General features: G+C 41.0%; 27 protein-coding genes. 1 reads left to right on the forward strand and 26 read right to left on the reverse strand.

From position 1 onward, the window contains the following. Nucleotides 1-243 precede the first annotated feature (243 nt). The 6 genes from hutH to DWZ47_RS18135 all read right to left on the reverse strand — a co-directional run bounded on the left by hutH (nucleotide 244) and on the right by DWZ47_RS18135 (nucleotide 7,862). Complete coding sequence (gene hutH, locus DWZ47_RS18110; protein ID WP_117514043.1) at nucleotides 244-1,743, reverse strand: histidine ammonia-lyase; 1,500 nt, start codon at nucleotides 1,741-1,743, stop codon at nucleotides 244-246. Continuing rightward, entirely contained in the window at nucleotides 1,740-2,369 is a 630-nt protein-coding gene (locus tag DWZ47_RS18115; RefSeq protein WP_004310872.1) for a cyclodeaminase/cyclohydrolase family protein, read from the reverse strand. The genes hutH and DWZ47_RS18115 overlap by 4 nt, the downstream gene beginning before the upstream one ends. A 42-nt stretch (nucleotides 2,370-2,411) precedes the next feature. Then, nucleotides 2,412-3,665, reverse strand: a complete 1,254-nt coding sequence (gene hutI, locus DWZ47_RS18120; RefSeq protein ID WP_004310874.1) for an imidazolonepropionase — start codon at nucleotides 3,663-3,665, stop codon at nucleotides 2,412-2,414. A gap of 109 nt (nucleotides 3,666-3,774) precedes the next feature. After that, on the reverse strand, nucleotides 3,775-4,677 hold the full coding sequence (ftcD, locus tag DWZ47_RS18125) for a glutamate formimidoyltransferase (protein ID WP_004323668.1): 903 nt from the start codon (nucleotides 4,675-4,677) through the stop codon (nucleotides 3,775-3,777). Nucleotides 4,678-4,842: 165 nt separating this feature from the next. Then, nucleotides 4,843-6,840, reverse strand: a complete 1,998-nt coding sequence (locus DWZ47_RS18130; protein ID WP_117514045.1) for a urocanate hydratase — start codon at nucleotides 6,838-6,840, stop codon at nucleotides 4,843-4,845. 377 nt (nucleotides 6,841-7,217) lie between these two features. Continuing rightward, nucleotides 7,218-7,862 carry a DUF6563 family protein gene (locus DWZ47_RS18135; RefSeq protein ID WP_004307524.1) on the reverse strand — a complete coding sequence of 215 codons (645 nt, stop codon included), beginning with the start codon at nucleotides 7,860-7,862 and terminating at the stop codon, nucleotides 7,218-7,220. 318 nt (nucleotides 7,863-8,180) lie between these two features. Between DWZ47_RS18135 and DWZ47_RS18140 the strand changes: the two genes are divergently transcribed. Then, nucleotides 8,181-9,995, forward strand: coding sequence for a MutS family DNA mismatch repair protein (locus DWZ47_RS18140; RefSeq protein ID WP_008646315.1), 1,815 nt, complete (start codon nucleotides 8,181-8,183; stop codon nucleotides 9,993-9,995). A 151-nt stretch (nucleotides 9,996-10,146) separates the two neighbouring features. Here DWZ47_RS18140 and DWZ47_RS18145 read toward each other — a convergent pair whose 3' ends face one another. The 20 genes from DWZ47_RS18145 to rplX all read right to left on the reverse strand — a co-directional run bounded on the left by DWZ47_RS18145 (nucleotide 10,147) and on the right by rplX (nucleotide 20,668). Next, on the reverse strand, nucleotides 10,147-10,689 hold the full coding sequence (locus tag DWZ47_RS18145; protein ID WP_004323765.1) for a hypothetical protein: 543 nt from the start codon (nucleotides 10,687-10,689) through the stop codon (nucleotides 10,147-10,149). A gap of 112 nt (nucleotides 10,690-10,801) precedes the next feature. After that, complete coding sequence (locus DWZ47_RS18150) at nucleotides 10,802-11,197, reverse strand: hypothetical protein (RefSeq protein WP_117514074.1); 396 nt, start codon at nucleotides 11,195-11,197, stop codon at nucleotides 10,802-10,804. Nucleotides 11,198-11,344: 147 nt separating this feature from the next. Then, complete coding sequence (rplQ, locus tag DWZ47_RS18155; protein WP_004307527.1) at nucleotides 11,345-11,848, reverse strand: 50S ribosomal protein L17; 504 nt, start codon at nucleotides 11,846-11,848, stop codon at nucleotides 11,345-11,347. Nucleotides 11,849-11,851: 3 nt separating this feature from the next. Continuing rightward, nucleotides 11,852-12,844, reverse strand: coding sequence for a DNA-directed RNA polymerase subunit alpha (locus DWZ47_RS18160; RefSeq protein ID WP_004296325.1), 993 nt, complete (start codon nucleotides 12,842-12,844; stop codon nucleotides 11,852-11,854). Nucleotides 12,845-12,855: 11 nt separating this feature from the next. Beyond that, nucleotides 12,856-13,461, reverse strand: coding sequence for a 30S ribosomal protein S4 (gene rpsD / locus DWZ47_RS18165; protein ID WP_004296326.1), 606 nt, complete (start codon nucleotides 13,459-13,461; stop codon nucleotides 12,856-12,858). A 118-nt stretch (nucleotides 13,462-13,579) separates the two neighbouring features. Continuing rightward, nucleotides 13,580-13,969, reverse strand: a complete 390-nt coding sequence (rpsK, locus tag DWZ47_RS18170) for a 30S ribosomal protein S11 (RefSeq protein ID WP_004296327.1) — start codon at nucleotides 13,967-13,969, stop codon at nucleotides 13,580-13,582. 11 nt (nucleotides 13,970-13,980) lie between these two features. Continuing rightward, nucleotides 13,981-14,361 (reverse strand): 30S ribosomal protein S13, encoded by a 381-nt coding sequence (rpsM, locus tag DWZ47_RS18175; protein WP_004296328.1) that lies wholly within the window; start codon nucleotides 14,359-14,361, stop codon nucleotides 13,981-13,983. Nucleotides 14,362-14,394: 33 nt separating this feature from the next. Then, the gene (gene ykgO, locus DWZ47_RS18180; protein ID WP_002558051.1) at nucleotides 14,395-14,511 is read right to left on the reverse strand and encodes a type B 50S ribosomal protein L36; all 117 of its coding nucleotides are present in this window, start codon (nucleotides 14,509-14,511) and stop codon (nucleotides 14,395-14,397) included. A gap of 8 nt (nucleotides 14,512-14,519) precedes the next feature. Then, the gene (infA, locus tag DWZ47_RS18185) at nucleotides 14,520-14,738 is read right to left on the reverse strand and encodes a translation initiation factor IF-1 (protein WP_002558052.1); all 219 of its coding nucleotides are present in this window, start codon (nucleotides 14,736-14,738) and stop codon (nucleotides 14,520-14,522) included. Between the two features lies 1 nt (nucleotide 14,739). Then, the gene (gene map / locus DWZ47_RS18190; protein WP_004296329.1) at nucleotides 14,740-15,537 is read right to left on the reverse strand and encodes a type I methionyl aminopeptidase; all 798 of its coding nucleotides are present in this window, start codon (nucleotides 15,535-15,537) and stop codon (nucleotides 14,740-14,742) included. Nucleotides 15,538-15,552: 15 nt separating this feature from the next. After that, complete coding sequence (gene secY, locus DWZ47_RS18195) at nucleotides 15,553-16,893, reverse strand: preprotein translocase subunit SecY (protein WP_004296330.1); 1,341 nt, start codon at nucleotides 16,891-16,893, stop codon at nucleotides 15,553-15,555. Between the two features lie 4 nt (nucleotides 16,894-16,897). Beyond that, nucleotides 16,898-17,344, reverse strand: a complete 447-nt coding sequence (gene rplO / locus DWZ47_RS18200; protein ID WP_004296331.1) for a 50S ribosomal protein L15 — start codon at nucleotides 17,342-17,344, stop codon at nucleotides 16,898-16,900. A 32-nt stretch (nucleotides 17,345-17,376) separates the two neighbouring features. Beyond that, a complete protein-coding gene (gene rpmD, locus DWZ47_RS18205) occupies nucleotides 17,377-17,553 on the reverse strand; it encodes a 50S ribosomal protein L30 (RefSeq protein ID WP_004296332.1) in 177 nt (58 codons plus the stop codon). A 9-nt stretch (nucleotides 17,554-17,562) separates the two neighbouring features. Beyond that, on the reverse strand, nucleotides 17,563-18,081 hold the full coding sequence (gene rpsE, locus DWZ47_RS18210) for a 30S ribosomal protein S5 (RefSeq protein ID WP_004296333.1): 519 nt from the start codon (nucleotides 18,079-18,081) through the stop codon (nucleotides 17,563-17,565). A 5-nt stretch (nucleotides 18,082-18,086) separates the two neighbouring features. Then, nucleotides 18,087-18,431, reverse strand: coding sequence for a 50S ribosomal protein L18 (gene rplR, locus DWZ47_RS18215; RefSeq protein ID WP_004296334.1), 345 nt, complete (start codon nucleotides 18,429-18,431; stop codon nucleotides 18,087-18,089). 21 nt (nucleotides 18,432-18,452) lie between these two features. Continuing rightward, nucleotides 18,453-19,022, reverse strand: a complete 570-nt coding sequence (gene rplF, locus DWZ47_RS18220; protein WP_004296335.1) for a 50S ribosomal protein L6 — start codon at nucleotides 19,020-19,022, stop codon at nucleotides 18,453-18,455. Nucleotides 19,023-19,037: 15 nt separating this feature from the next. After that, nucleotides 19,038-19,433 carry a 30S ribosomal protein S8 gene (rpsH, locus tag DWZ47_RS18225; protein ID WP_004296336.1) on the reverse strand — a complete coding sequence of 132 codons (396 nt, stop codon included), beginning with the start codon at nucleotides 19,431-19,433 and terminating at the stop codon, nucleotides 19,038-19,040. A gap of 52 nt (nucleotides 19,434-19,485) precedes the next feature. After that, entirely contained in the window at nucleotides 19,486-19,785 is a 300-nt protein-coding gene (gene rpsN / locus DWZ47_RS18230) for a 30S ribosomal protein S14 (RefSeq protein ID WP_004296337.1), read from the reverse strand. Nucleotides 19,786-19,790: 5 nt separating this feature from the next. Then, nucleotides 19,791-20,348 carry a 50S ribosomal protein L5 gene (gene rplE / locus DWZ47_RS18235; RefSeq protein ID WP_004296338.1) on the reverse strand — a complete coding sequence of 186 codons (558 nt, stop codon included), beginning with the start codon at nucleotides 20,346-20,348 and terminating at the stop codon, nucleotides 19,791-19,793. After that, on the reverse strand, nucleotides 20,348-20,668 hold the full coding sequence (rplX, locus tag DWZ47_RS18240) for a 50S ribosomal protein L24 (RefSeq protein WP_004296339.1): 321 nt from the start codon (nucleotides 20,666-20,668) through the stop codon (nucleotides 20,348-20,350). Before rplX ends, rplE begins: the two co-directional genes overlap by 1 nt. Nucleotides 20,669-20,682: the final 14 nt, after the last annotated feature.

The raw sequence follows: 20,682 nt of genomic DNA on the forward strand, positions 1-20,682 counted from the left end.
CTATTTATAGTCCATTTGGGATTTATTATCATTCAATAGAGTGAAATGAAAACAAGTGTTAATAGGAAATTTGGAACAAACACAAAGGAAAGGTAAAAGGAGGGAATATAGGAAGTAAAGTTTTATCGCTAATAGAAGAGATGGGAGCCAATAAATGCCGGATAAATATCGATAAGAATCGACACTTACCCGGCAATAACAGTCACCATTATTAACGAAAAGCAAAAAAGGGTCAATTTATTGTCAGTATTCAATCTGTGTCCTCTTCAGGAAGGCGACTGTTTTATGTATTTCCTTGTACATCACAATGTCATCTTTTACAAAAGGCACTTCTTTCCGATAGGCATGGAGGAAACGCTCAAGAACGGGAGAGGTTTTCTGCGGGCGGCGGAAGTCGATGCCTTGTGCGGCGTTCATCAGTTCGATGGCAAGGATATGTTCCAGGTTGTCCATCACTTTATAGAGTTTGGTGGCGGCATTGGCACCCATGCTTACATGGTCTTCCTGTCCGTTGGAGGAGACTATGGAATCGCTAGAAGCTGCATAGCAGTACATTTTATTCTGGCTGACCATGGAGGCGGCGGCATACTGGGGAATCATGAAGCCGGAGTTCAGACCGGGGTTGGCTACGAGAAATTCAGGTAGTCCACGGAGTCCCATAATCAGTTGGGAGACACGGCGTTCGGAGATATTTCCCAATTCGGCCAGGGCGATGGCGAGGAAGTCATAAGAGATGGCAAGCGGTTGCCCGTGAAAGTTTCCACCGGAGATGATCCGGTCTTCATCGGGGAAGATGGTGGGGTTGTCCGTGACGGAATTGATTTCGGTCAGCAGTACGGAGGCAACGTAGCGGATGGCATCTTTGGTGGCGCCATGTACTTGTGGGATGCAGCGGAAGGAATAGGGATCTTGCACATGTTCCTTGTGGCGTTCGATTAGTTCGCTGCCTGCCAGTAGTTTGCGGAAGGCTTCGCCTGTCTCAATCTGTCCCTGATGGGGACGGATTTGCTGGATGCAGTCTATAAACGGGTCGATACGGCCGTCAAAGGCTTCGAGGGAAAGGGCGGCTATCAGGTCGGCCTTTTTCGAGAGGCGAAAGGCTTTGAGCATAGCAAACACACCGTTGGCACTCATAAATTGGGTGCCGTTCAGCAGGGCTAGTCCTTCTTTGCTCATTAGTTTGACCGGTTCCCAGCCAAACTCGTCGAGTACGCTGATGGCTTCGCACTTTTTTCCTTTATAGTAAACATCACCGACACCTATCAGAGGAAGGAAAAGATTGGCGAGCGGTGCCAGGTCGCCGGAGGCTCCAAGGGAACCGCGGTCGTAGACAATTGGCATGACGTCATTATTGAAAAAATCGAGGATGCGTTGCACGGTGATAACTTGTACGCCGCTATGTCCCAATGAGAGGGCGTGGGCTTTGAGAAGCATCATCAGTTTGATGATGACGGGGCGGATTTCTTCGCCTACGCTGCAAGCATGGCTTTTTATCAAGTTCTCCTGGAGGGTTCCCAGTTCATCGGGAGATATATTTTTAGTGCATAGAGAGCCGAAACCTGTTGTTATGCCGTATAATGGTTCTTCGGAAGAAGCTATTTTTTGGTCGAGGTAGTCACGGCATTTCTGGATGCGTAACTTGGCTTCGGGGGCTAGTTCCAGTTTCAGGTTTTCGTTTATAATTCGTTCGATGATTTCGAAGGTCAGTGCTCCGGAACCGATATGGTATACATTCTTACTCATACGCGCAGGTCTTGATTTACGGCATCCAACAATTCTTTTTCTCTCTGACAGGCGGTTTGCTCGATGGCATCGGCTTCGGTTTGCAGCTGGAGGACAAAATCTCTGTCTTTGAGCGAACCGAGGTTAATACGAACATTCAGCAAGGCTCCCAATACGGCGGAACGGGCAGACATCATGGCTACACAGGCGTCTGTGACGGCATTACGGTTACCCAAACGGGCAACATCTGCTATGACGGACATCATATCCAGTGCTTTGCGGGCTACTTCTAACGGGACGAGGGCAGCTTGTTTGGTTGCTTCCTGAATGGCGGCACTTCGGACAGCTTTCTCTTCGTCGGTTGTTTTAGGAAGTTTGAAGCAGGCAAAGACTTCGTTGTAGGCAGCGGAATCTTTATCAATAAGTGCAATAAATTCGTCCAGTAAGCGGAGTGTGATTGTTTGTGCGTGTTGCATTACTTCTTCACTGGCTTCGTATCCTTTTTTTCCTACGGTGAGCCGTGCCACCATCGTGGAAAGCGCGGAAGCCAGTGCTCCATTCAAAGCGGCAATACTGCCACCACCGGGCACAGGGTCACTGCAAGCTACTTTATCTAAGAAATCTTTTACGGTTAAATCTGCTAACATGGTATTCAGTTTTAAGTGATTAATGAATGAGTGGGGTAACTATTAAGCGACGGGATATAACATGCCGCCTTTAATAGTCATGATTACACAGTTCATGCCTATATAATAAGGTAGAATATGATAGTTGTCGGAATTGAGAATGATGAAATCGCCTTGTTTGCCAACTTCGATACTTCCAATACGGTCGGCTCGTTGAAGGGCGGCGGCTCCGTTCAGGGTCAGGGCGGTGATGGTTTCTTCGATGCTCATTTGCATATAGATGCAGGCCAAAGCAATGGTCAGCGGGATGGAACCGGAGAAACAACTGCCGGGATTCAGGTCGGTAGCGAGTGCCACAGCACAACCGGCGTCAATCATTTCACGACCTCGTGCGTAGGGTTCTTTCAGGGCAAAAGCTGTCAAAGGCAACAGGGTAGCCACAACTCCGGCATCAGCCATTGCACGGATGCCGGCATCGGAAGCATGCAGGAGGTGGTCAGCAGATAGTGCTCCCAGTTCGGCTGCCAGTTCGGCCCCACCGAGGGAGACGATTTCATCAGCATGGAGTTTCAATATGAAACCGTGCTCCTTGGCTGCCTGAAGCAGGCGACGGGATTGTTCGATAGAAAAAACACCTTGTTCGCAAAAGACATCACAACATTCTGCCCACTTACCGGAATGGATAAGGGGAAGCATTTCACGAATCAGGAAGTCGATGTATTCGTCGCTTCTCCCTGCATATTCTTCGGGAAGGGCATGGGCGCCGAGGAAAGTGGAGACTATATCGACGCGTTTATGCTCAGCGTTATTCAGGCTGCGCATTACTTTTAGTTGTAGTAATTCTGTGTCCCGGTCCAGGCCATAGCCACTTTTACCTTCTACGGTGGTTACTCCCATAGTACTCATCTTCTTCAGGAAGCTTTCGGCGGCTGAACGAAGTTTAAGGTAGTTCATTTGCCGGGTGGCTTTTACGGTACTTGCAATTCCCCCTCCCCGCTCCATGATTGACATATAGCTTTCGCCTTTCAGACGCCAGGAGAATTCTTCGGAACGTTCTCCACCAAATACAAAATGGGTATGGGAATCGACGAAACCGGGTAAAAGGCAATGTCCGCGAGCGTTATAATGCCAATAGTGCTGGTAGTAACCATCCCGGTCTTCACCACGGTTTTCACCAACGTAAGTAATGATTCCTTTGGTCACTTCCACGGTTCCGTTTTCTATGATTTGCAGTTGAGACATTTCCTCTCCTTTACGGGCGGAAAAGCCGATGGGGGTTACGATACGGGCGTTAAATATGATTAGGTTTTCACTCATAAATAGTTCATCATAATTAGTTCATATAATAAATGGAGATATGAATAGCACGTTTTTTAGAATGATGTTTGCCATAAAGCAATTGTGATTCATTTTATTTTCTTATTGACTATTCCATGATACGAGCTTCGAGAACTTGCTGCATGGTAAAGTTTTCGAGTCCGAGATAGTAGGAAGCGGTATCAATCAAAGCTTCCATCGGTACAAGGCCGATTATTTCGCTACCTACAATCGTAACACCGTAACGACGGGCTTCGATACGTACTAATTCGAAGGCACGGTAAAGTGCGGTACGGGTATAGTCGGTCATGTTAATGGATACTTGGGTAATGTTTCGCTCTTTCAGTTCCACCCCCATTGCTTTTACATAACGAAGTCCTCCATTGATATGGCGGATACTTTTCGCAATCTTAGTGGCTATCTCCAGATTATCTGTACTTAGATTAATATTGTAGGCTACGAGTGGCATACGGGCTCCGATTGCTACGGTACCTGCGGTCGGATGTCGTTCAGCAGGTCCGAAGTCAGGTTGCCATTCGGGTAGTTTGATCTTTTCGGCCATTCCTTCAAATTCACCTTTACGAACGGAGGCGAGATTTTCCCGATGTGGCGCAGTAGCGGACTTTTCATACAGGAAGACGGGAAGATTATATAGCTCCGCAACTTTCGCTGCTACTTTTTTAGAGAGTTCGATGGCTTCTTCCATACTGGTATTCTTAATCGGGATGAAAGGGATCACATCTACCGCTCCCATACGAGGATGTTGCCCGGTGTGCTGATTCAGGTCGATCAAACAGACAGCTGCACCGACGGCTTCAACTATTGCTTCATACAGTGCTTCCGGTTCTCCCACAAGTGTGACGACCAGACGATTATGGTCTTCATCATTACTATAATCAAGCAGTTTTACTCCGGCTTTAGCACGGAAAGGGGCTACTATCTGATCTATTTTCTCCAAATCACGTCCCTCGCTAAAATTGGGGACGCATTCAATAATCTTATTCCAACTCATACCAAATATCTATTATTATAGAGGTTATACTTTACTGAATAACTATATGTTTTACATCAAATAGCCACATGGTTTATTCAAAATAACCGCATGTTTAAACTGTTCCATATATTGTGGGAATTTACTCCCTCATATTATGGGAATGTTTTCTCTTATATTGTGAGACTACTTTCCCACAATAGATGTAACCATCTTCTTTATTAATTCTTCGTCCGCCACATACGGCATTGTTATCTGATAATCTCCAGCATGGGACTCATTAAATGCCTCACTCGTTTCCATCGCATGCGGATTACGCGCCCACGAACGGCGGGCTACTCCTCCCATTACGTCCCAAAGCATTGCCGAACGAAGTATTTCATCTACCCGTTCGCTACCGTCGCATACCATACCAAAACCGCCATTGATTGCTTTACCAATGCCGACGCCACCTCCATTGTGTAAGGCTACCAGACTCATTCCACGGGCACAATTTCCGGCAAAACATTGCACAGCCATATCTGCCATCACATTACTTCCGTCTTTGATATTCGACGTCTCCCGGAAAGGAGAATCCGTACCGCTTACGTCGTGATGGTCTCGTCCCAGCATAATAGGGCCTACTTCACCCCGGCGAACCATCTCATTGAAATGGAGGGCTATCTTCATTCTTCCAACTGCATCCTGATAAAGAATACGTGCCTGTGTACCCACCACGAGTTGATTCTTTTCTGCATCCCGTATCCAATTATAGTTGTCCAGATCCTGACCGCGCCGATTGACGTCAATACACTCCATAGCCGCATGGTCTGTTTTTATCAGATCTTCGTGTTTACCACTCAAGCAGACCCACCTGAACGGACCGTAGCCGTAATCAAAGAGTTGGGGTCCCATAATATCTTCGACATAACTCGGCCAGATAAATCCGTCTTTTTCATCAACACCATTATAGGAGATTTCTTTTACTCCGGCATCGTATATGGCTTTCATGAAAGAGTTTCCATAATCAAAAAAATAAGTTCCGCGGGCTACCAATTTCTTGATGACCTCGAAATGACGGTGCAAAGATATGTCTACCAAGTGACGGAATTCCTCCGGCGATTCGTGAAGAAGGCGTGTGCGTTCCTCGAAAGTCAGTCCGGCTGGGCAGTATCCACCTTCGTAAACGGCGTGACAGGAGGTTTGATCGGATAATAGTTCGATCAATATCTTTTCACGCTCGGCATACTCGAGCAGGTCTACTATATTTCCATGATAGGCAATGGAACAAGGTTCACGGCGTCGCATTGCTTCAGCTGCCATCCGGTATGCTTCTATGATATCTGCAGTCACACGCCCCACCCATCCCTGGCGGTAACGTGTTTCAATGCGTGAACGATCTACTTCGGCTATGATGGAGACTGCTCCTGCTATTTCGGCTGCTTTAGGTTGTGCACCACTCATTCCTCCCAAACCGGAAGAAATAAATAAGTGTCCCCGCAAATCTTGGTCTTGTGGAATGCCGAGTTTCAATCGTCCGGCATTCAGGAGGGTGTTGAAAGTGCCATGCACAATGCCTTGAGGACCGATATACATCCAGCCTCCGGCTGTCATCTGTCCGTAATTGGCAACTCCCATCTGGGTGGCAATATGCCAATCATGTTGATTGTCGAATTGTCCGATCATCATCGAATTGGTAATTATAACGCGGGGAGCATCGGGACGGGAGCGGAAAAGCCCCAATGGATGTCCGGATTCAATAACCAGTGTCTGTTCCTGGGTAAGTTCTTCCAGATATTGCTTAATCAGTCGATATTGCATCCAATTTTGGCAAACTTGCCCGGTTTCACCATAAGTAACAAGTTCGTAGGGATATAAGGCTATATCGAAGCAAAGGTTATTGTCAATCATTACCTGAAAGGCTTTGCCTTCAATACATTGCCCCTGATATTCATCAATCGGCTTTGCTTTCAAGTCTCCGGCAGGACGGAAACGGTATCCGTAAATCCGCCCGCGAGTGCGTAGTTCTTCCATAAATTCAGGAGCCAGTTGTTCGTGCCACTCGGAGGGAATATAACGCAAAGCGTTTTTTAAAGCTGTGATGGTCTGCGCCGGGGTAAGTGTATAACCACGGTCGGGAGCTCTCCGGATACCTTCTACAAAATCCGGATAAGGAGGTAGCGTGTTGCCAAGAGTTATTCTCATAATAAACAGAATTAAGGATTACAAACTGTAAGCAATACAGTCTTATAACTCTTCGCAATATAGAAAAAAAGAAGATAAAAGACAAGAGAAATAACAGATTTATTATCAGAAAGGCATTATTACATTTACTGCTTAATAGAATGGTAAGATACAGGCAATGTCAGGAGTCTCTTATGCTTTTATACAGATACAAATGCAGGTCTTTTATCCAAACGGATTAATAGGGCTTTTATTAAAATGGATAGCGGATTTTTCCATTAAATCAAAGCTATGAGTTCTGTGTTATTTGCATAATCCGCACCCTAATCATATCACTATGACCATGATTGTATTATGAACATACTCTTTCTCTGCTATACCAACAGAGATCGACAAAATTACTTTTTTTGTTTATTCCGCAACTCCAACAAATATTTAAAGGTATGCTTCGCCTCCTGACTATCATCTTTCAAATATGCCTGTTTCAGTTCCGGATAATTCTTCAATAATTGAAGCATTTTATCTTTTCCTAGAAAATCGACTTTTCCTGTTTCACCATTTAGCTCATAACAGACGCGTTTCGTAACCAAACTTGAAGCGGCAAGAGCATCGCCAATATTCCCTCCCAGTTTTACGTCATCCTCTTCTACAAAGTTTCCTCCGATAACCGAACCTAGAGGCATGGCACAAAAATAGATATTTTTACCCAATTGAACGGCAGGGGCATACCATGCTCCAAAGCGTAACTTTTTATAGCGCAACTTACGACAATTCAAATATAAATCTCCTTTTTCGTCACGCACGGCAAAACAACGCTTCTTCAAGCGTCGACACATCGACTCGTCATCACCGGCCGTTATCCGGTAATCAGCCCCTCCTGTCAATACAATCTGATTTCTGGAACGTTTTTCTACACGCAACACGGCTGTTGTATCACCATGTTGAGCCAGCAACTCTTTCAGGTTGGAATAAATAATATTCTGCGCAATTAACGGAAGGCTAATCACGCTTATCAGCAAACATAAGATACATCCTTTCTTCATAAGCATCCTCCTTTCCTGTCTAACGCCTTTTCGAGTGGAAAGTTATAAATTTTAGCGGATAAATGCAAGAATGAGGAAAGAAATATTGAAAAAAAGCCGCTACCAGGAAATGCCCCCTACTCTTATTAAACGGAAACAGAACTTATATACCCCATTCCTTACAGCTAGTAAAGGCATTATCCAGACAAGTCATAATATGAGCTTGTTATTCCTTTCTATCTTCCGTTAATAAACAGTAAATCTGCTCTCGACAAAAACAAGCTCTTATCCCGACCGTCATGAATTATATTACCTTTGTGGAAAAGAATTAAATTTGTCATGGAAAAACAAGAACAGATCATTACTACATATCAGCAAATCATTCAGAAAACAGAACTGGAGTTACAGAATGCACGGAAACGTATCTATTATATCAGTCTTCTCCGCCTGATCTTATTCGTAGGAGCTGTAGCAAATGTCATTATCTTTTGGTCTGATGGGTGGCTATGTCTCTCTGCTTTCGCTATCTTACCTTTTATCTTATTCATCTGGCTGGTAAAACGCCATAATTTCTGGTTCTACCGAAAAGACTTTCTGAAAAAGAAAATAGAAATCAATGAGCAGGAGCTACGTGCCATGCAATATGACTTTTCTGATTTTGATGATGGAAAAGAATTTGTTAATCCATCTCATCTCTACACTCTTGATTTAGACGTATTTGGCGAACATTCTCTTTTCCAATACATCAACCGCACTGCAACGCCTATTGGCAAACTGCATCTTGCAAACTGGTTCAATGCACATCTGGAAAACAAAGAAGCTATTGAACATCGCCAGGAAGCTATACATGAATTGTCCACAGACTTAGAATATCGCCAACAAATCCGCTTACTCGGCTTACTCTATAAAGGAAAACCTGCCGATACCACCGAAATCAAAGAATGGGCAAACAGTCCAAGTTATTATCGGAAGCGTACACTTCTACGCATCCTCCCGACAGCGGTAACGATCATTAATTTCTTATGTATAGGTCTAGCCATTTTAGGTATTATCTCGGCCAGTATTGCAGGAGGAGTGTTTGTTGGCTTTGTATTATTCAGCACTATTTTTTCTAAAGGAATCACTAAACTACAAACGACCTACGGAGAAAAGCTACAAATTCTTTCGACATACGCTGACCAGATTCTTCTCACTGAACAGAAAGAAATGCAAAGTCATATACTGCAAAAGTTAAAAACGGAACTTACAAGTCAGAATCAAACCGCTTCTCAAGCAGTACGCCAGCTTTCAAAACTGATGAACGCACTCGATCAACGAAGCAATCTGCTAATAAGCACGATACTCAATGGACTGATATTCTGGGAGCTGCGCCAAGTGATGCGAATCGAGAAGTGGAAAGAAATCCACGCATCTGACCTTCCCCGCTGGATAGAAACCATCGGAGAAATTGACGCTTATTGTTCTCTGGCAACATTCGCATATAATCATCCGGATTACATCTATCCTACCATTGCTGCTCAATCTTTCCATCTGCAGGCTGAAGCTTTGGGGCATCCTTTAATGGATCGCAACAAATGTGTACGCAACGGAATAGACATTGAAAGACGTCCTTTCTTTATTATTATCACAGGAGCCAATATGGCAGGAAAAAGCACGTATTTACGTACTGTAGGAGTGAACTATCTACTAGCATGTATAGGGGCTCCCGTTTGGGCAAAGCGGATGGAAATATATCCGGCTCGCCTCGTCACCAGCCTTCGGACCAGTGACTCCTTAGCCGACAACGAATCTTATTTCTTTGCCGAACTCAAGCGACTTAAATTAATCATAGACAAGCTTGAAGCAGGAGAAGAACTTTTCATCATCCTTGATGAAATATTGAAAGGTACAAACTCTATGGATAAACAGAAAGGTTCTTTCGCCCTCATCAAACAATTCATGCACATGAACACCAATGGCATCATCGCCACTCATGACTTGTTGCTAGGAACTTTAGTGGACTCTTTCCCACAAAATATCCGGAATTACTGTTTCGAAGCTGACATCACGAACAACGAACTCACCTTCTCTTACCAAATGAGAAACGGAGTTGCGCAAAATATGAATGCCTGCTTTTTAATGAAGAAAATGGGGATCGCCGTCATTAACGACTAATCCCCATCCTTGTATGAAAATCAAAGTTTTCTATTGCAGTAACATCCAAAACCGGCTTTATTTAGTAGCAGCAAACTGAATATAAAATTTCAAGCTACCTGTTTTAATGTGTCGGAAAAAACAAAGTTAAACAGGTTTTGTAGATATACTTTTACTGCATTTTACTTTTTGCCAGAAATGCTATTACCGCTGAAGCTTGTTCATCAGTGAAATACTGCACTGATGTTATTGGCTGATATGTATAAGGTATAAACTGGAATAACTGTACAGCTGCAAACTTTTTATCAGCAGAAAGTATCACATCCATACGTATATTACCACTAGCCTCACTCTTTATATTCGAACCTGCAGAGAATGAACCCGAATTCACAAGATTCCTCAAAGCATCCATGTGTTTCAAATCAAAGAATATACTATGCTCTTTAGCCACACTTTTGGTTGGCAAATAAATAACTTCTTTTGATTTCCAGAAGAGACGGAAAATCCCCATAAGGAATAAACCTGTTCCCAGAACCATCAAAGCCATACTAACCGTAGAAGACTTATCTTCCAATTCGAAAGTAGAAGCAAAAGCTAAAATACCGACCAATAACATTACAGAAGAAATTAAAACTCCTGAAACACTTGTACGTTTTGCGATATCGGGGTGTGAAGATGCGAAGATAGTAGCATCAATCGTTTGAATAGTTGCCATAATATTTAAAGTTTAAATTATTAGTAAAAATATAAAGATAAAAAGGATATAGTCACCGGTATTACAGAAGATACCAGTAACCACAAAATAAACAATACCAATAAATAGACTACTAAATAATTATACGCCTCAAAGTATATACATAGTATTCACTTGATGGCTGGCAATAATAGGAAGTTGTTGTACCATAAATCCGCCCCCAGTGTTGTGAAAGTGAGTTATCACGATCAGCACAACATTGTAGCGCATTTTTTAAAGAAAAGAAATATTCTCCAAGTTGCACACGTTGAATACGTGTTACAGATATCTGATGGCTTTGCAAGTTGTTCAATTCAGCCACTGGCTTACCAGGAAGATCCGGTGCGCTGATTTCCCCATGCTGTCTCATTGCATATGTAATAGCACGCTCCTGTTCATCCACCACTTTCGCAGTAGAAACATTGCCTGCTATGCTATGAAAAGCAACAGTCAGCAACAGAAACAATATTATCTTTACAAATTTTGCCATATTCACCTGCAAATATAACAGATTCTCTCTATGAAAAGTTCTATTAAGATATATTTTAATGTATCTTAGTATTAGTAAACGGCAGACAAACAAAAAAAGCTACCCCCACAGGTAGCCTTTTTTATATCTATAAGAATAACTGTAAAATTATTCAGCTGATTCAGCTTTTGGTTCTTCAGCCTTAGGAGCTTCAGTTGCAGGAACTTCAACAGCAGCAGGAGCAGCTTCAGCAGCTTTCTTCGAACGACGAGTACGAGTAGCTTTCTTAGCAACTTTTTCTTTAGCCATGTTTTCATTGTAGTCAACCAACTCGATGAAGCACATTTCTGCATTGTCACCCAAACGGTTACCAGTCTTGATAATACGAGTATAACCACCCGGACGATCAGCAATCTTAACAGAGATTTCTTTGAACAGCTCTGTTACTGCAATCTTATCTTGCAAGTTGCTAAATACAACACGACGAGAGTTCGTAGTATCTTCTTTAGACTTAGTAATCAAAGGCTCAACAAACTTTTTCAAAGCTTTCGCCTTTGCAACAGTCGTAGTGATTCTTTTGTGCTTGATCAAAGAGCAAGCCATGTTAGATAACATAGCGCTTCTATGAGAAGCAGTACGACCTAAATGATTGAATTTTTTATTATGTCTCATTTTTTATTCTTTATCTAATTTATATTTAGAAATGTCGGTTCCAAACGACAGATTCAGACTTTCCAGCAAATCATCAAGCTCGGTAAGCGATTTCTTTCCGAAGTTTCTGAATTTTAGCAGGTCAGTTTTGTTGAATTGTACCAAGTCGCCGAGAGTTTCTACGTCAGCAGCCTTCAAGCAATTGAGGGCACGAACTGACAAGTCCATATCAACGAGTTTAGTTTTCAACAGCTGACGCATGTGCAATACTTCTTCATCAAACTCTTCATTGCCATCAGTATCATTACTTTCAAGCGTGATCTTCTCGTCAGAGAACAACATGAAGTGATAAATCAGAATTTTTGCAGCTTCTTTCAGCGCTTCTTTCGGATGTATAGAACCGTCGGTACTAATTTCAAGTACTAGCTTTTCGTAGTCAGTCTTCTGTTCTACACGGAAGTTTTCTACAGCATACTTGACATTACGTATCGGTGTATAAATAGAGTCGATTGGAATTACATTAACATCCGTGCAATACTCGCGATTCTCATCAGCAGGTACATAACCACGGCCTTTGTTAATTGTAATATCAATCTGCATAGTTGACTTAGAATCTAAATGACAAATAACTAATTCCGGATTTAACACTTCAAATCCAGTCAAATACTTACCTATGTCACCTGCTTTAAATTCACTGGAATTCTCGACAGTGATGCTCACTTTTTCGCTCTCGAACTCTTCAACTACTTGCTTGAATCTCACTTGTTTCAGATTCAAGATAATGTTGGTAACATCCTCTTTTACTCCAGGTACACTAGAAAATTCATGCTCCACACCATCGATTCTGATAGTAGTGATAGCAAAACCCTCTAATGAAGAAAGAAGGATTCGGCGTAATGCATTACCTACAGTAATACCAAAACCCGGTTCCAACGGACGGAATTCGAATTTACCGAATCTGGAGTCCGCCTCCAACATTAATACTTTATCAGGTTTTTGAAATGCTAATATCGCCATGAAATTAATTATTATTTAGAATACAATTCAACGATCAAATGTTCTTTAATGTTCTCAGGAATGTCTGCTCTTTCAGGTATGTGCAACATTTTACCAACCTTAGAAGCTTCGTCCCATTCCAACCAAGCATACTTGCTATGATTGAAACCTGCAAGAGAATTAGCAATTACTTCCAAAGATTTAGATCTTTCACGAACACCAATCAATTGTCCTGGTTTTACTGCAAATGAAGGGATGTTTACCACTTCACCATCTACAGTAATGTGCTTGTGACTAACCAACTGACGAGCAGCAGCACGTGTAGGAGCAATTCCCAAACGGAATACTACGTTGTCAAGACGGCCTTCCAGCAATTGAAGGAGTACCTCACCGGTAATACCTTTAGCAGTAGCTGCTTTTTCAAACAAATTGCGGAATTGTTTTTCTAAAACTCCATAGGTGTATTTAGCTTTCTGCTTTTCACGAAGTTGCACACCATATTCAGAAGTTTTTCTTTTTCTTGAATTACCATGTTGTCCGGGAGGATAGTTCTTCTTTGACAAAACTTTGTCAGCTCCAAAGATTCCTTCACCGAATTTACGGGCGATTCTCGATTTTGGTCCAGTATATCTAGCCATTTCTTTTAAATATTTAATTGTTTATTCATGAACTTAATTTGTTGCAGCCGCGATTACAGAGAGAAATTAAATGTAATCCAAAAACAAAATCAAGATCATTGTGTAAGTTAAAGGTAAATTAAACTCTACGTCTTTTCGGAGGACGACAACCATTATGTGGAAGCGGAGTCACGTCAATGATTTCAGTAACTTCGATACCAGCACCGTGGATAGTTCTAATAGCAGACTCACGTCCGTTACCTGGACCCTTCACATATGCTTTTACCTTTCTCAGGCCAAGATCGAATGCAATCTTTGCACAATCCTGGGCAGCCATCTGCGCTGCATAAGGAGTATTCTTTTTAGAACCTCTAAATCCCATTTTACCAGCAGATGACCAAGAGATAATCTGCCCTTCACTGTTTGCAAGAGAAACAATAATATTGTTGAAAGATGAATGAACATGCAACTGTCCATTAGCGTCTACTTTCACATTTCTCTTTTTAGCTGCAACTGTTTTTTTTGCCATATCAACAATTATTATTTAGTAGCTTTTTTCTTATTAGCAACGGTTTTCTTTCTACCTTTACGAGTACGTGCATTGTTCTTAGTGCTCTGACCTCTAACAGGCAGACCAATACGGTGACGTACACCACGATAGCAACCAATATCCATTAATCGCTTAATGTTCAATTGGATTTCAGAACGAAGATCACCTTCCACTTTATACTCTGCACCGATAATCTCACGAATCTTAGCAGCTTGATCATCTGTCCAGTCTTTAACCTTCAGATCTTTATCTACACCAGCTTTATCTAAAATTTTTGCTGAACTACTGCGACCTATTCCATATACATAGGTCAACGCAATTTCACCTCTTTTGTTCTGAGGTAAATCTACACCAACTATTCTTATAGCCATATACTTAATTATTTTTTTTGCAAAAATAACAAATTATCCTTGACGTTGTTTATACTTAGGATTTTTCTTGTTAATAACATACAAACGGCCATTACGTCTAACGATCTTACATTCTGGCGTGCGTTTCTTTAATGATGCTCTTACTTTCATATCTTATTTTATTTATATCTAAACACAATTCTTCCTTTCGATAAGTCGTAAGGAGACATTTCGACTCTCACTTTATCTCCCGGCAAAATCTTGATGTAATGCATCCGCATCTTACCTGAAATATGTGCAGTAATCTCATGTCCGTTTTCTAATTCAACACGAAACATTGCATTTGACAATGCTTCAACTATAACTCCATCTTGTTCTATTGCAGATTGCTTTGCCATATTATATTGCTTTATCTCCTAAAACTTCTTCTATGAATTTGAATGAAGACAAAATATCAGCTTCACCAGCTCCAACAGCTATCGTATGTTCAAAATGTGCAGCACATTTACGATCTCTGGTCCTCACAGTCCATCCATCACGTTCCATAATCACTTGTCGATCTCCCAATGTTATCATCGGCTCTATCGCTATGCAAAGGCCTCTTTTCATCAAAGGTCCATATCCTCTTTTACCATAATTAGGCACTTGAGGATCTTCGTGCATCTCTTTACCAATGCCATGACCAACAAACTCACGCACTACACCATAAGAGTGAGACTCACAATATTGCTGAATAGCATACCCGATGTCTCCGATTCTTTTGCCTTGCACTGCGTTCTGAATGCCAATATATAACGCTTCTTTAGTTACCTTCAACAAGTTACGAATTTCTTCGTCCACCTCTCCTACACAAAAAGTATAAGCAGAATCACCACAAAAACCATTCATGTAAGTTCCGCAATCCACTGATACGATATCGCCATCTTTCAGTACAATATCCCCTGGGATTCCATGTACAACCTGCTCATTAACAGAAGTACAAAGAGATGCGGGAAATGGTTCTCCATATTGATTCGGAAATCCTTTGAAAGTTGGAGTTGCCCCATGATCTCTAATGAACTCTTCAGCAACCTTATCCAACTCACGTGTAGTTACACCAGGCTTCACCAGTTTGGCAACCTCTGCAAGAGTTTTACCAACAAGCAGGTTACTCTGACGGAGCAATTCTATTTCATCTTCTGTTTTAAGAAATATCATTTCTAATCTAAAGAATTAATATGCCGCTACACCAGCGCGTCCTTTAATACGACCAGACTTCAACAGACCATCATAGTGTCTCATCAACAAATGACTTTCAACCTGTTGCAGTGTATCAAGAACAACACCTACAAGAATTAACAAAGATGTACCGCCGAAAAATTGAGCAAATCCTGCTTGCACTCCGAATATACCGGCAAAAGCAGGCATAATAGCAACTAAAGCCAAGAAGAAAGAACCCGGCAAAGTAATACGAGACATTATATCATCAATATACTCTGCTGTTTTCTTTCCCGGTTTAATACCAGGGATGAAACCATTATTTCTCTTCATATCCTCAGCCATCTGAGTCGGATTAATTGTAATTGCAGTATAGAAATATGTAAATAATATAATCATTACCGCAAAAACAAAATTATACCAGAAACTTGTATGATCTGTAAACGCATGCAAGAAACCGCCCGCATCATTTACATTTGAAAAACCGATAAACGTAATTGGAATAAACATGATTGCCTGAGCAAAAATGATAGGCATAACACCAGCAGCATTCACTTTCAAAGGAATGTATTGTCTAGCACCACCATATTGCTTGTTACCAACAATTCTTTTTGCATACTGTACAGGAATCTTTCTTGTACCTTGTACCAAAAGAATAGCAGCACCAATCACTAATAACAAGAATACGATTTCAATTATAAACATGATCAAACCACCACTCTTATTTGCTACTCTGGATACAACTTCTTGCAACAAAGCATCAGGGAAACGAGCGATAATACCAATCAAGATGATAAATGAAATACCGTTACCAATACCTTTATCAGTAATTCTTTCACCAAGCCACAAAATAAACATACTACCTGCTGCCAAAATAATGGTAGAGGTAACCATAAACAGAGTCCAATCTAATGAAGCATTTAAGGAAGGGCCAGCCTGCATTTTAAGATTGAGCAAATAAGAAGGGGCCTGAACTAACAATATAGCAATCGTCAAATAACGAGTATATTGATTCATTTTTCTTCTGCCGCTCTCACCTTCGCGTTGCAGCTTCTGGAAATACGGCACAGCGATTCCCAACAACTGGATTACGATAGATGCAGAGATATAAGGCATGATTCCTAATGCAAAAATAGAGGCATTAGAAAATGCTCCTCCAGAGAACATATTTAACAAGGCTAAAAGGCCTTCACTTGTTTGTTCGTGCAATTTTGCCAGCATTGCCGGATTGATACCTGGTAATACGACATATGATCCGAAACGGTAAATTGCCACAAACAATATGGTGATGAGGATCCGCTGTCTCAGATCCTCAATCTTCCATATATTCTTTAATGTTTCAATAGCTTTTCTCATTGAATCAGAGTTTTACTACAGTTCCACCAGCAGCTTCAATAGCAGCAGTTGCAGTCTTAGAGAATGCATGAGCTTCTACTTCCAGCTTGTTAGTCAGAGTTCCGTTACCCAATACTTTTACCAACTGATTTGAAGATATAAATCCTGCTTCGATAAAGTCGTTTACACCAATTTTTGCCAAGCTCTTAGCTTCAGCAAGTTTCTGGATAGTATCCAGATTGATGGCTTTATATTCTACACGATTGATATTCTTGAAACCAAATTTAGGAACTCGACGTTGAAGAGGCATCTGACCACCTTCAAAACCGATCTTCTTAGAGTATCCAGATCTTGATTTAGCTCCCTTATGACCTCTTGTAGAAGTACCGCCTAAGCCAGAACCAGTTCCACGTCCAATTCTTTTTCTTGTCTTAGTAGATCCCTCTGCAGGTTTTAAATTACTTAAGTTCATATTGTAATTTCGTTTTATTATTCAACAAATAATTACTTAACAATGGCAACCAAGTGTTTTACTTTATCTACCATCCCAAGAATTGAAGGAGTACTTTCGTGTTCAACCACACGGTTCAGTTTACGAAGTCCCAGTGCATCGAGAGTTCTTTTCTGATCAGCTGGAGCACCAATTCTACTTTTAACTTGTTTAATCTTTATAGTTGACATATCTCCTCCTTATCCTCTAAATACTTTTTCAACACTAATACCTCTGTTCTGAGCAACCATTCTTGCATCACGCATTTCACTTAAAGCTTCGATTGTAGCTTTAACAAGGTTGTGCGGATTTGAAGAACCTTTAGATTTAGCCAAAACGTCAGTAACACCAACACTTTCCAATACAGCACGCATAGCACCACCAGCTACAACACCAGTTCCGTGAGATGCAGGTTTGATGAATACTTCAGCACCACCAAATCTAGCTGATTGTTCATGAGGAACAGTACCTTTCAAAATAGGCACTTTCACCAGGTTCTTTTTAGCTGATTCAACACCTTTAGCGATAGCAGCTGTTACTTCACCTGCTTTACCAAGTCCCCAACCAATGATACCTTCTTCGTTACCTACAACAACGATTGCAGAGAAACTAAAAGTTCTACCACCTTTGGTAACTTTAGTAACACGATTAATAGCAACTAATCTATCTTTCAGTTCTATATCGTTAGTAATCTTAACTCTATTATTAACTCCTGCCATAATGATTAAAATTTAAGTCCACCGTTACGAGCAGCATCAGCTACTTCTTTTACTCTCCCATGATACAAGTAACCATTACGGTCGAAAACAACAGTAGTTATACCTGCTTCCTGAGCCTTTTTAGCAATCATTTCACCCACTTTAGCAGCTTGTTCTTTTTTAGCAACTTTATCAGTCAAACCTAAAGAAGAAGCGGCAGCCAGTGTCTTACCAGAAAGATCATCGATAATCTGGACATAAATTTGCTTGTTACTTCTAAATACACTCATACGCGGACATTCAGTAGTACCTGAAATTTTGTTGCGTACTCTATATTTGATCTTAACTCGTCTTTCTATTTTTGTTGTCATAATAATCTAATTTTATATGAATTACTTAGCGCCGGCTGATTTACCAGACTTTCTACGAATTACTTCGCCAACAAACTTAATACCTTTACCCTTGTATGGTTCAGGCTTACGGAAAGAACGTATTTTAGAGCAAACTTGACCAAGCAATTGTTTGTCACACGATTCCAATATAATAAGAGGATTCTTATTTCTTTCAGACTTAGTTTCAACTTTTACCTCAGCAGGTAATTGAATGAAAATATTGTGTGTATAACCTAAAGCAAGCTCAATGATGTTACCTTGGTTAGAAGCACGATAACCTACACCAACAAGTTCCAGTTCCTTCTTGTATCCTTCAGATACGCCCACAACCATGTTGTGAACCAAAGAACGATACAAACCGTGGAAAGCATGTTTTTGCTTTGGGTTATCAAGCATTTCTTTATCGTTTTCTGTTAAAGTTACGTGTCCGTCTTCAATGGCAACATTGATAGCAGGATTCACATATTGGCTCATTTCGCCTTTGGGTCCCTTTACGGTAACCACATTATCCTTCAGAGTGACTGTCACTCCAGCAGGGATACTAATGGGTAATTTTCCTATTCTTGACATTCTAATTCCTCCTAATTAATATACATAACACAAGACTTCACCACCGATCTTCAGTTCTGCAGCCTCTTTGTTAGTCATTACACCTTTGGAAGTAGATATTATAGCAATACCCAACCCATTAATAACACGCGGCATATCTTTGTAACCAGTATACTTACGCATACCCGGAGAAGATATTCTTTCTAACTTTTTGATTGCGTTAACTTTGTTAACAGAATCATACTTCAAGGCAACCTTAATAGTTCCTTGAGGACCATCTTCTACAAACTTATAATTAAGAATGTAGCCTTTTTCAAAAAGAATCTTAGTGATTTCTTTTTTCAAATTCGAAGCGGGAACTTCAACAACTCTGTGCTTTGCACCAATCGCGTTCCGCAACCTCGTTAAATAATCTGCTATTGGATCAGTCATATAAAAATAAATTAAATTAATCAGGACTACCCTGACAATATTTAAACAATAATTACCAGCTTGCTTTTTTTACGCCTGGGATCAGTCCGTTAGATGCCATCTCACGGAATTGAATTCTCGAAATTCCGAATTGACGAATATAACCTTTAGGACGTCCAGTCAGTTTGCAACGGTTGTGCATACGAATCGGATTAGAATTCTTTGGCAACTCTTGCAACTTCTGTGCAGCTTCAAAAGCATCAGCAGGATCACCTGTTCTTACGATTTGCTTCAAAGCAGCTCTTCTTTCGGCGTATTTGGCTACTAATTTAGCACGTTTTACTTCACGTGCTTTCATTGATTCCTTTGCCATATCTATTAGTCTTTTTTAGCGTTTTTAAAAGGTAAACCGAATTCCTTCAGCAAAGCATAACCTTCTTCATCTGTTTCCGCAGAGGTTACAAAGGTAATATTCATTCCGAGAATTCTTGTAATACTATCGATATTTATTTCAGGGAAAATGATTTGTTCCTGAATACCAAGGGTATAGTTACCTTTACCATCAAACTTACTTTCGATACCTTTGAAGTCACGAATACGAGGAAGAGCTACACGAACCAATTTTTCAAGGAATTCGTACATTCTTTCACGACGTAAAGTTACCATAACACCAATCGGCATTTTTTTACGCAACTTAAAGTTTGCGATATCTTTACGAGAAATGGTAGCTACAGCTTTCTGACCTGTGATAGCTGTCATTTCATTGATTGCAACTTCGATAATCTTCTTATCAGCAACAGCCATACCTAACCCTTGATTGATAACAATCTTCTTAAGTACGGGTACCTGCATTGTAGAAGAATACTGGAACTGTGATTTCAATGCAGGTGCTATACGCTCTGCATATTCTTTCTTAAGACTAGCAGTATTACTCATTACTTAATCTCCTCTCCTGATTTTTTAGAATAACGCACTAAAGTTCCTTCCGAACTCTTTTTTCTCCCAATACGCGTTGCTTTACCAGTTTTTGGATCAACCGGGTTCAAGTTTGAAATGTGGATAGAAGCTTCCTGCTTCACGATACCACCTTGCGGATTCTTAGCATTCGGTTTTGTGCTTTTAGATACCATATTGATACCTTCTACAAATGCACGTCCTTCTTTAACAAGAACCTTCAATACACGACCAGTTTTGCCCTTATCTTCGCCAGCATTTACGTAAACTGTATCGCCTTTTTTAATATGTAATTTACTCATTACTTAAATCTTTT

Source organism: Bacteroides sp. AF32-8BH, from assembly GCF_003435205.1.
Classification (GTDB): Bacteria; Bacteroidota; Bacteroidia; order Bacteroidales; family Bacteroidaceae; genus Bacteroides; species Bacteroides ovatus.